The organism is Pseudomonas sp. WS 5079 (assembly GCF_012985465.1).
Classification (GTDB): domain Bacteria; phylum Pseudomonadota; class Gammaproteobacteria; order Pseudomonadales; family Pseudomonadaceae; genus Aquipseudomonas.
Genome location: NZ_JAAQWN010000001.1, coordinates 594,171 through 604,960, shown reverse-complemented (window position 1 = coordinate 604,960; position 10,790 = coordinate 594,171). Strand labels below are relative to the sequence as shown.

Sequence of the window (10,790 nt, the reverse complement as noted above, 5' to 3'; positions counted from 1 at the left end):
GATGAAGATCCGCTCACAAATCGGCATGGTCCTGAACCTGGACAAGTGCATCGGCTGCCACACCTGCTCGATCACCTGCAAAAACGTGTGGACCAGCCGCGAAGGCATGGAATACGCGTGGTTCAACAACGTTGAATCCAAGCCGGGCATTGGCTACCCCAAGGAGTGGGAAAACCAGGACAAGTGGAAGGGCGGCTGGATCCGCAACGCCAACGGCTCGATCAACCCGCGCATCGGTGGCAAGTTCCGCGTGCTGGCGAACATCTTCGCCAACCCGGACCTGCCGAGCCTGGACGACTACTACGAGCCGTTCGACTTCGACTACCAGCACCTGCACACCGCGCCTTTGGGCGAGCACCAACCGACCGCACGCCCGCGTTCGGTGGTGTCCGGCAAGCGCATGGAAAAAATCGAGTGGGGCCCCAACTGGGAAGAAATCCTCGGCACCGAGTTCGCCAAGCGCCGCAAGGACAAGAACTTCGACCAGATCCAGGCCGACATTTATGGCGAGTACGAAAACACCTTCATGATGTACCTGCCGCGCCTGTGCGAGCACTGCCTGAACCCTGCGTGCGCGGCGTCGTGCCCCAGCGGCGCGATCTACAAGCGTGAAGAAGACGGCATCGTGCTGATCGACCAGGAAAAATGCCGCGGCTGGCGCATGTGCATCAGCGGCTGCCCGTACAAGAAAATCTACTTCAACTGGAAGAGCGGCAAATCCGAGAAGTGCATCTTCTGCTACCCCCGGATCGAAGCCGGTATGCCTACCGTCTGCGCGGAAACCTGCGTCGGGCGCATCCGCTACCTCGGTGTGCTGCTGTATGACGCCGACCGCATCAGCGAAGTCGCCAGCACCGCCAACGAGCACGACCTGTACGAGAAGCAGCTGGAAATCTTCCTCGACCCGAATGACCCGGCGGTGATCCGCCAGGCCCTGGCCGATGGTGTACCGCAGTCGGTGATCGACTCGGCCCAGCGTTCGCCGGTGTACAAAATGGCCGTGGACTGGAAACTCGCACTGCCGCTGCACCCGGAATACCGCACCTTGCCGATGGTCTGGTACGTGCCGCCACTCTCGCCGATCCAGAACGCAGCTGCCGCCGGCACCGTGGGCATGAACGGGGTGATCCCGGATGTCGACAGCCTGCGCATCCCCCTGCGTTACCTGGCCAATATGCTGACTGCCGGTGACGAAAAGCCGGTCAAGCGTGCGCTGAAACGCCTGCTGGCCATGCGCGCCTTCAAGCGCTCGCAGCAAGTGGACGGCGTCGAGGACCTGCAAGTGCTGGCCGACGTGGACCTGAGCGTGGCCCAGGTGGAAGAGATGTACCGCTACCTGGCGATTGCCAACTACGAGGACCGGTTTGTGGTGCCCAGCGCGCACCGTGAAGACGCGATGAGCGATGCGTTTGCCGAGCGTTCCGGCTGTGGTTTCAGCTTCGGCAGCGGCTGCAGTGGCAGCTCCGACACCAACATGTTCGGCGCCAAGAAGGCCAACCGCCGCGACGTGCTGAAAACCGTCCAGATCTGGGAGGACTGAGCCATGCGCATTCTTAAAGTGATCTCGTTGCTGCTCGACTATCCCACCGAAACCCTGGTGAACGGCCGCGACGAACTGGAGCAGGCGATTATCGAATCGCGGGAAATCAGCCCCAAGCAACGTGGCGCGTTGTTCGAGCTGTTGGAGCTGATCTGCAGCAATGACCTGATGGACGGCCAGGAGCACTACGGCGCGCTGTTCGGCCGGGGCCGCTCGCTGTCGCTGCTGTTGTTCGAACACGTGCATGGCGAGTCGCGGGACCGTGGCCAGGCCATGGTCGACATGATGGCCCAGTACCAGGAAGCCGGGTTTGCCATTGGCGTCAAGGAGCTGCCGGACTACATCCCGTTGTACCTGGAGTTTTTGTCCACCCGCGAAGACATCGAGGCCCGCGAGGGCCTGGCGGATGTGGCGCACCTGCTGGCCCTGCTGGCGGCGCGCCTGGATGAGCGTGAAAGCGCTTACGCCAGTTGTTTCCGTGCGCTGTTGCAGATCAGCGGCGCCGAGCCGCACCAGGCGATTGCCGAGTTGCGTGCCCAGGTTGCCGCCGAAGTACGCGACGACTCCCTCGAAGCCCTGGACAAGGTCTGGGAAGAGGAGGCCGTGGACTTTATGCAGGCCGAGCAGCAGGACCGTTGCAGCGCAATGCCCAGCGCACCGGGCAAGGCCCGCGAAGAAAGTGCGGTGCCCTTGCACTGGGTGGATTTTCAGCACGAGGGGCTGGCCGCCGTGCCAGCCAAGGAGGTGGGTAATGTCTAAGTGGAATTTGCTGGTATTTGGCGTGTATCCGTATGTCGCCCTGGCCATTTGCCTGTTGGGCAGTTGGGCGCGGTTTGACCTGTCCCAGTACACCTGGAAGGCCGGCTCCAGCCAGATGCTCAATAACCGTGGGATGCGCGTGGCGAGTAACTTCTTCCATATCGGCGTGCTGTTCGTGCTGGCCGGGCATTTTGTCGGCCTGCTGACCCCGGCGTCGATCTATCACCATGTGATCAGCACCGAGCACAAGCAACTGCTGGCGATGGTCTCCGGGGGCTTCTTCGGCCTGCTGTGCCTGGTGGGCCTGCTGATGCTGGTCAAGCGCCGCCTCACCGACCCACGGGTTCGGGCTACGTCGAGCCCGTCGGACATCTTGATCCTGCTGGTGTTGCTGGCGCAGCTGGTGCTGGGCTTGCTGACCATCGTCGCCTCGACCGGGCATATGGACGGCTCGGTGATGGTGATGCTCGCGGACTGGGCGCAGAACGTGGTGTTGCTGCGGCCGGTGGAAGCGGCAGCTTCGATTGCCCCGGTCAGCCTGATCTACAAGTTGCACGTGGCGCTGGGCCTGACCCTGTTTGTGTTGTTCCCGTTTACCCGGCTGGTGCATATGGTCAGCGCGCCGATCTGGTACCTGGGTCGTCGTTATCAAATCGTGCGGCAGAAGTGAGGAGAACGTCATGACTACAGGATGCGGATGTGGTGGCGGCGGTGCTGGCGGTGGCGGTTGCAGTTCTTCGGCCAAGGCTGTGGACGTGGTGGTGCCCGAGGTCGAGGTGGCGGTTGAGCCGCAACTGATCGCCAGCAGCGAGCAGGAATGGCCGATTGTCAGCGTCAACGGGGTGCTGATCACCCCGGAAAACATGGCCCAGGAGTTGCAATATCACCCGGCCGAAAGCCGCGAGGAGGCGGTGTTTCTCGCCGCCCGCGCGCTGGTGATTCGTGAGCTGTTGCAGCAGCGGATCCGCGAGCTGGGTGTGCAACTGGAAGTCGGCGCCGGCGAGAACGAGGAAGAGGCGGCGACCCGCCTGTTGCTGGAGCGCGAAGTGACGGTGCCGGACTGCGATGAGGCCACCTGTGTGCGCTACTTCGAGAGCAATCGCGGGCGCTTTCACAGCGCGCCGTTGCTGGCCGTGCGGCATATTTTGCTGGAGTGTGCGCCGGACGATGCCGAGGCGCGCCATCAGGCCCATGCCCAGGCCGAGGTGCTGTTGCTGAGCCTGGAAGAGTCGCCCGGTGCCTTTGGCGAACTGGCGCTGAAGTATTCGGCGTGCCCGTCCAAGGCCCAGGGCGGCTCGCTCGGGCAAGTCAGCAAGGGCCAGACCGTGCCGGAGTTGGAGCGTCAGTTGTTCACCCTGGCACCGGGGTTGGCCAGTAAGCCTCTGGAAAGTCGCTACGGCTGGCATGTGATCTGCGTCGATCAGCGCATCGAAGGCCAGCCGCTGCCGTACGAGGCGGTGGCCACGGCGATCCGCACCCAGTTGCAGCAAGGGGTGTGGCAGAAGGCTCTGGTGCAATACCTGCAAACCCTGATTGGCGCGGCCGATGTGCGTGGCATCGCGTTGCAGGGCGCCGACTCGCCGTTGGTGCAGTGACATGAGCCTGGTGGATGGTGTGGGCCGTTCCATTGACTACCTGCGGCTGTCGGTGACCGATCGTTGTGATTTTCGCTGTGTGTATTGCATGGCGAAGAACATGACCTTCCTGCCACGCCAGCAGGTGCTGACCCTGGAGGAACTGCAACGGCTGGCGACGGTGTTCGTCAGCCAGGGTGTGCGCAAGATCCGCCTGACGGGGGGCGAACCGCTGATCCGTCCGGGCATTGTCGAGCTGTGCCGCCATATCGCTGCGTTGCCCGGCCTGCGCGAACTGGTGATGACCAGCAACGGCTCGCAACTGGGCCGCCTGGCGCGGCCGCTGGTGGAGGCCGGAGTCAAGCGCATGAACATCAGCCTCGACAGCCTCGATCCCGAACGCTTTCGCGCGATCACCCGCAACGGTGACCTGCGCCAGGTACTGGACGGCATCGAGGCGGCGCAGGATGCCGGGTTCGAGCGGGTCAAGCTCAACTGCGTGGTGATGAAGGGACGCAACTTCAATGAAGTCCCGGCGCTGGTGCAGTACGCCATCGACCAGGGCATCGATATCAGCTTTATCGAAGAGATGCCGCTGGGGGATGTGGGGCGCTCGCGGGGCGAATCCTTTTGCTCCAGCGAGCAGGTGCGGGCGGTGATCGCCGAGCATCATGGCTTACTCGACAGCACCGAAAACAGCGGCGGCCCGGCGCGCTACGTACGCCTGGCCCGGCATCCGCGCACGCGCATAGGCTTTATCTCGCCCAACTCCCATAACTTCTGTGCCAGCTGCAACCGGGTGCGGATGACAGTGGAAGGGCAGTTGCTGCTGTGCCTGGGGCAGGACAATGCGGTGGATTTTCGTGCGTTGTTGCGCCGCTACCCGCTGGACGACCGGCCGCTGGTGGAGGCACTGCACAAGGCGTTGCGGGGCAAGCCATTGCGCCATGATTTCACCGGGCAGGGCGAGGTGCAGGTGGTGCGGTTTATGAATATGAGTGGGGGGTGAGGCTGGCCAACAGTAGTTCCCATTGTTTTGTATCAAGGGCATTGTGCTGGCCCGCGTGGCTTTTTTCGGTCGTTACCATTGCCGGTTTCTACAACGTGCAATATCGACAAGGAACCCGGAATGAATCGATCAGATGATGGCCTCACCACACCACCTGAGGGATATGGCGACTGGTTGAAAGAACTGAAAAACCGCATCCACTCTGCCCAACTGCGTGCATCCCTGGCGGTAAACCGTGAGCTGGTGCTGCTGTACTGGCAGATTGGCCAGGACATATTGACCCGACAGGCGCAGCAGGGGTGGGGAGCCAAAGTCATTGAGCGTCTGGCGCGGGATTTGCGTTCGGCTTTTCCTGATATGAAAGGTTTTTCGCCGCGTAACCTCAAGTACATGCGTGCATTTGCCGAGGCTTGGCCTGATGTTCAATTTGTGCAACAGGCTGCTGCACAATTGCCGTGGGGTCATAATTTGGTCCTGCTGGATAAACTGCCAGGCCCCGAAACCCGCCGCTGGTACGCCGCCCAAGCCATTGAACACAACTGGTCACGCAACATTCTGGTGATGCAAATCGAGACCCGTTTGCTGGAGCGTAATGGCAATGCTGTCAGCAACTTCGAAACCCTGCTGCCCAAGCCCCAGTCGGACCTGGCCCGCGAGTCGCTGAAAGATCCCTATCGTTTCGACTTTCTGGGACTGACCCTGGACGCGCAGGAGCGCGAGATCGAAAGCGCACTGATCAGGCATGTCACCGACTTTCTACTGGAGTTGGGGGCAGGCTTTGCCTTTGTCGGCAAGCAGGTACTGCTGGATGTGGGCGGCGAGGAGTTCTTTATTGACCTGCTGTTTTATCACCTGAAACTGCGCTGTTACGTCGCTATCGAACTCAAGGCCGGCAAGTTCAAACCAGAGCATCTGGGGCAGTTGGGTTTTTACCTCGCGGCCGTGGATGCCCAACTCAAGCACCCACAAGACAGCCCCACCATTGGCCTGCTGCTGTGCAAAAGCAAAAACAAAATAGTGGCTGAATATGCCTTGCGTGACAGCGCTCGACCCATCGGGGTGGCGGAGTACCAGTTGGTCGACTCCCTCCCGGCAGAACTCCAAATCAGCTTGCCCAGCATTGAACAGATTGAACGTGAACTGGCCTGTGACGATACGTCTTCGCAAACTTGACCCCGATCAATTGCAAGTCCCCGTTCACTGCGTACCATCACTGCATATTGTGTTTATACGAACTATTAAATCTATATGTAGTGTTTGGAGCCCCCAATGCAGATCACCTCAAGCCCGTTGGTCAGTACCCGCCTACACAAGCGCGATGGCACTCAGGTCGCCTTTGACGCCGAGAAAATCCGCCAGGCGATGATCGCCGCCGGTAACGCCACCGGCGAGTATCAGGACGCCGAGGTCGACCTGTTGTTGGGCGCGGTGCTCGCTCGGTTGCGTGGGATCACCCGGCTGGATGTGGAGCAGATCCAGGACAGTGTCGAGCGGGTCTTGATGGATGCCGGGTACTTTATGGCGATGCGCGCCTATATCGTCTACCGCGAGCAGCATGGGCGCCTGCGCCGGGATCGCAAGACCCTGGTGGAGGTCGCTACGTCGATGAACGAGTACCTCGACCGTGAAGACTGGCGGGTGCAGGCCAATGCCAACCAGGGCTACTCCCTGGGCGGGCTGGTGCTTAATGTGTCGGGCAAGGTCACCGCCAATTACTGGCTGGACGAGGTCTACAGCCAGGAGATCGGCCAGGCCCATCGCGAGGCGGACTTGCATATCCATGACCTGGACATGCTCGCTGGCTACTGCGCCGGCTGGTCCCTGCGCACCCTGCTGCACGAAGGCCTCAATGGCGTGCCCGGCCGCGTCGAAGCCGGGCCGCCCAAGCACCTGGGCAGTGCCCTGGGGCAGATGGTCAACTTCCTCGGCACCCTGCAGAACGAGTGGGCCGGCGCCCAGGCGTTCAGCTCGTTCGACACCTACCTGGCGCCCTTTGTGCGCAAGGATCAACTGACGTTCCCCGAGATCCGCCAGGCGGTGCAGGAGTTCATCTACAACCTCAACGTGCCGTCGCGCTGGGGCACGCAAACGCCGTTTACCAACCTGACGTTCGACTGGGTTTGCCCCGAGGATTTGCGCGAGCAGATCCCGATCATCGGTGGCGAAGAAATGCCGTTTGCCTACGGTGACCTGCAAGCGGAAATGGAGCTGATCAACCGCGCCTATATCGAAGTGATGCAGGCGGGTGACGCCAAGGGTCGGGTGTTCACTTTCCCGATCCCCACCTACAACATCACCCATGACTTCCCGTGGGACAGTGAAAACGCCGACCGCCTGTTCGAGATGACCGCGCGCTACGGCCTGCCGTACTTCCAGAACTTCCTCAACTCGGATATGCAGCCCAACCAGGTGCGCTCGATGTGCTGCCGCTTGCAGTTGGACGTGCGCGAGTTGCTCAAGCGTGGCGGCGGGTTGTTCGGCTCGGCGGAGCAGACCGGTTCATTGGGCGTGGTGACGATCAACTGCGCGCGCCTGGGTTACCTGTTCAAGGGCGACACCAGTGGCCTGTTGCAGCGCCTGGACCACTTGATGGAACTGGCGATGGAGAGCCTGGAGGTCAAGCGCAAGGTGATCCAGCACCACATGGACGCCGGTCTGTATCCCTACACCAAGCGCTACCTGGGCACTTTGCGCAATCACTTCTCCACCATCGGCCTCAATGGCATGCACGAGATGCTGCGCAACTTCACCGGGGACGAGGAGGGCACGCATACCGCCCGTGGCCGCGAGTTTGCGTTGCAGGTGCTGGACCATGTGCGCGCCACGTTGCTGCGCTTCCAGGAAGACACCGGCCACCTGTACAACCTGGAAGCCACGCCGGCCGAAGGCACCACCTACCGGTTTGCCAAGGAAGACCTCAAGCGCTTCCCCGCGATCCTCCAGGCCGGCAGCCTCGACGCGCCGTATTACACCAACTCTTCGCAACTGCCGGTGGGCTACACCGAAGACCCCTTCGAAGCCCTGGAGCTGCAGGACGAGCTGCAGTGCAAATACACCGGCGGCACCGTGCTGCACCTGTACATGGCCGAACAGATTTCCTCGGCCCAGGCCTGCAAGCAACTGGTACGCAAGGCCCTGGGGCGCTTCCGCCTGCCGTACCTGACGGTGACGCCGACGTTCTCCATCTGCCCGGTACACGGCTACCTGGCGGGCGAACATGAATTCTGCCCCAAGTGCGACGAGGTTATAGCCCTCGACAAAACCCTGTAGGAACCGGCCAAGGGCCCAACGTATTCCAACCCCAAGGAGATTCACCATGCAAACCACCCAGCCACAACGCCAACGCTGTGAAGTCTGGACCCGTGTCATGGGTTACCACCGACCGGTTTCGGCCTTTAACCCCGGCAAACAATCGGAGCACCGTGAGCGCGCGCACTTTACCGAAAGTGCCGCTGCGGCCGGGCGCCAATGAGTCGAGCGCTACGGGTCGGGGGCATGGTGCCCCTGACCACCCTCGACTACCCCGGCATGCTCGCCTGCGTGCTGTTTTGCCAGGGTTGTGCCTGGCGCTGTCGGTATTGCCATAACCCGGACTTGATCCCCCCTCGCGGCAGCGATGAGGTGGATTGGCGCCGGGTTTTGCTGTTTCTGCAACGCCGCCAGGACCTGCTGGACGCCGTGGTGTTCAGCGGTGGTGAACCGACCTTGCAGGAAGGCCTGCCGGCCGCCATGGACGAAGTGCGCGAGATGGGTTTTCGTATCGGCCTGCACAGTGCCGGGATCAAGCCCAGTGCATTCGGCCATGCCCTGGCCCATGCCGACTGGGTTGGCTTCGACGTCAAGGCCCTGGCCGAGGACTGCCAGTTGATCACCCAGGTCAAGGGCAGCGGCGCCGCCAATTGGCGCAGCCTCGACCTGCTGCTGCACAGCGGCGTGGACTATGAATGCCGCACCACCGTGCATTGGCACCTGATCGACCCGCAGCGCCTGTTGCAGCTGGCCCAGCGTTTGCAAGAACGGGGAGTCAAGCGCTTCGCCGTACAGTTGGTGCGCACCGCGCGCATGCTCGATGAGCAACTGCCGAGCGTTTCGGCACAGGCCTTGCTGCCTGAACTATGGGAGAAAATGCGGGCATTGTTCCCGGCATTTGTTTTACGGGGCTGATCCCTTCGCGGAGCCCTTTCAAGCGTGGCGATTGAACTCCCACCGGATTATCAAAGATGCTGCCCCTCGTGGGCAGGTATTCATCAGGGAGCTTATGACATGACTCGATTAACCACCGCCCGCCGCATCGCGATCGGCTTTGCCATCGCACCCTTGGCCCTGGCTGGCATGGCGTTCTATGCCTTGCACGACCTGGGCACCCTTAAGGAGCAATCGGAACTGATCGTGCAGCAGGACTGGCCGAAAATCGCCCCGATCATGGTGATTGCCACCGGTGTGCGCGACAACGGCCGCAACACCCGTGACTTGCTGATCGACCAGGACAACCAGGCCGCGCAACAGGCCATTGCCACCACCCGGCAACGCATCACCGATGCCTTCACCCAGTTGGAGCCATTGTTCAACACGCCGACCGGCCAGGCGGCCTATGCCGATCTGAAACAGCGTCGCGAAGCTTATGTCGGCGCCTTTACCCAGGTGCAGGCGCTGATCCGCCAGGGCGCCCATGCCGAGGGTGTGGCGCAGCTCAAGCAGAACGTACAACCTGCCGAGCAGGCCGTCTTCAAGAGCCTGGAGGCGATGATGGCCCTGCAGGGGCAGATCTTTACCGAGCGCGAACACGCGGCGCAGACCCTGTACAGCGAGGCACGGCGCAACATGCTCGGGCTGTTCCTGCTGTGCGTGGCCCTGGTGGTGGCGGCAGCGGTGATTGTCACCCGCAGCGTGACCCGGCCCCTGGGCGGTGAGCCCGACGAGGCGGCGCGGGTGTTGAGCCAGATTGCCCAGGGCGACCTGACCACCCCGGTACCAACGGCGGGCAGCGCTGACGGCAGCGTGATGAAAAACATGCAGCAGATGCAGCACAACCTCAACGAAATGGTGCGCCAGATCGCCGCGTCAGTGGATCGTGTGGCCAGCTCTTCCGAGGAGTTGAGCGCGGTCAGCAGCCAGACCAGCAGCAGCTTGCAGTTGCAAGGCATGGAGATCGAACAGGCCGCCACGGCGGTCAACGAGATGACGGCGGCGGTCGATGAAGTGGCGCGCAATGCAGTTAGCACCAGTGAAGCCTCGCGCTTGTCGGCGCAGACCGCCCAGTTGGGGCGCGATCAGGTGCAGGAAACGGTCGCCTCGATCAACACCCTGGCCGACGGCGTCAGTGGCACCTCGGTGCGGATCCAGCAACTGGCCGGGCGGGTGCAGGACATCAGTGGCGTGCTGGAAGTAATCCGCAGCATTGCCGACCAGACCAACCTGCTGGCGCTCAACGCGGCCATCGAAGCGGCACGGGCCGGGGACGCCGGGCGCGGGTTTGCGGTAGTGGCCGATGAGGTGCGGGCCCTGGCCCATCGCACCCAGGCCTCGACCCAGGAGATCGAGCAGATGATCGGCAATATCCGCCAAGACACCGAACAGGCCGTGACCGCGATGCAGGGCAGCAGTGACCTGGTACGGGCCACCTTGGGCGTGGCACAGCGTTCGGGCGAAGCCCTGGAAGCGATTACCCAGTCGATCTCGCAGATCAACGAACGCAACCTGATGATCGCCAGCGCCACTGAAGAGCAGGCATTGGTGGCGCGGGAGGTGGATCGCAATCTGGTGGGCATTCGCAACCTGTCCGAGCAGGTGTTGCTGGGGGCCCGGCATACCGATACGGCGGGGCATGAATTGGCACAGATGGCCAGCGAGTTGCACCTGACGGTCGCCAGGTTCCGCGTTTAGCGCGGGGCCATCTAATGTCGTTCAG

The 10,790-nt window shown here is 62.2% G+C and carries 10 protein-coding genes; all 10 read left to right on the top strand.

Translation table 11 applies throughout. The features are described 5' to 3' along the window. Position 1 precedes the first annotated feature (1 nt). The 10 genes from narH (at position 2) to HBO05_RS02535 (ending at position 10,765) form a co-directional block, all read left to right on the top strand. Positions 2-1,540, top strand: coding sequence for a nitrate reductase subunit beta (narH, locus tag HBO05_RS02580; RefSeq protein ID WP_029291316.1), 1,539 nt, complete (start codon positions 2-4; stop codon positions 1,538-1,540). 3 nt (positions 1,541-1,543) lie between these two features. After that, a complete protein-coding gene (gene narJ / locus HBO05_RS02575) occupies positions 1,544-2,299 on the top strand; it encodes a nitrate reductase molybdenum cofactor assembly chaperone (protein WP_170041292.1) in 756 nt (251 codons plus the stop codon). After that, on the top strand, positions 2,292-2,969 hold the full coding sequence (gene narI, locus HBO05_RS02570; protein ID WP_169953205.1) for a respiratory nitrate reductase subunit gamma: 678 nt from the start codon (positions 2,292-2,294) through the stop codon (positions 2,967-2,969). The genes narJ and narI overlap by 8 nt, the downstream gene beginning before the upstream one ends. 10 nt (positions 2,970-2,979) lie before the next feature. Further along, on the top strand, positions 2,980-3,894 hold the full coding sequence (locus tag HBO05_RS02565) for a peptidylprolyl isomerase (RefSeq protein WP_170057239.1): 915 nt from the start codon (positions 2,980-2,982) through the stop codon (positions 3,892-3,894). A gap of 1 nt (position 3,895) precedes the next feature. Next, the gene (gene moaA / locus HBO05_RS02560; protein WP_172311549.1) at positions 3,896-4,882 is read left to right on the top strand and encodes a GTP 3',8-cyclase MoaA; all 987 of its coding nucleotides are present in this window, start codon (positions 3,896-3,898) and stop codon (positions 4,880-4,882) included. Between the two features lie 120 nt (positions 4,883-5,002). Continuing rightward, positions 5,003-6,055 carry a PDDEXK nuclease domain-containing protein gene (locus HBO05_RS02555; RefSeq protein WP_172311547.1) on the top strand — a complete coding sequence of 351 codons (1,053 nt, stop codon included), beginning with the start codon at positions 5,003-5,005 and terminating at the stop codon, positions 6,053-6,055. Positions 6,056-6,151: 96 nt separating this feature from the next. Then, positions 6,152-8,152, top strand: a complete 2,001-nt coding sequence (locus HBO05_RS02550; RefSeq protein WP_170041295.1) for a ribonucleoside triphosphate reductase — start codon at positions 6,152-6,154, stop codon at positions 8,150-8,152. A gap of 46 nt (positions 8,153-8,198) precedes the next feature. Beyond that, positions 8,199-8,354, top strand: a complete 156-nt coding sequence (nrdD, locus tag HBO05_RS02545; protein ID WP_029291331.1) for an anaerobic ribonucleoside-triphosphate reductase — start codon at positions 8,199-8,201, stop codon at positions 8,352-8,354. Next, on the top strand, positions 8,351-9,046 hold the full coding sequence (locus HBO05_RS02540; protein WP_262380983.1) for an anaerobic ribonucleoside-triphosphate reductase activating protein: 696 nt from the start codon (positions 8,351-8,353) through the stop codon (positions 9,044-9,046). Before nrdD ends, HBO05_RS02540 begins: the two co-directional genes overlap by 4 nt. A 99-nt stretch (positions 9,047-9,145) precedes the next feature. Beyond that, the gene (locus HBO05_RS02535) at positions 9,146-10,765 is read left to right on the top strand and encodes a methyl-accepting chemotaxis protein (protein ID WP_170041296.1); all 1,620 of its coding nucleotides are present in this window, start codon (positions 9,146-9,148) and stop codon (positions 10,763-10,765) included. Positions 10,766-10,790 lie beyond the last annotated feature (25 nt).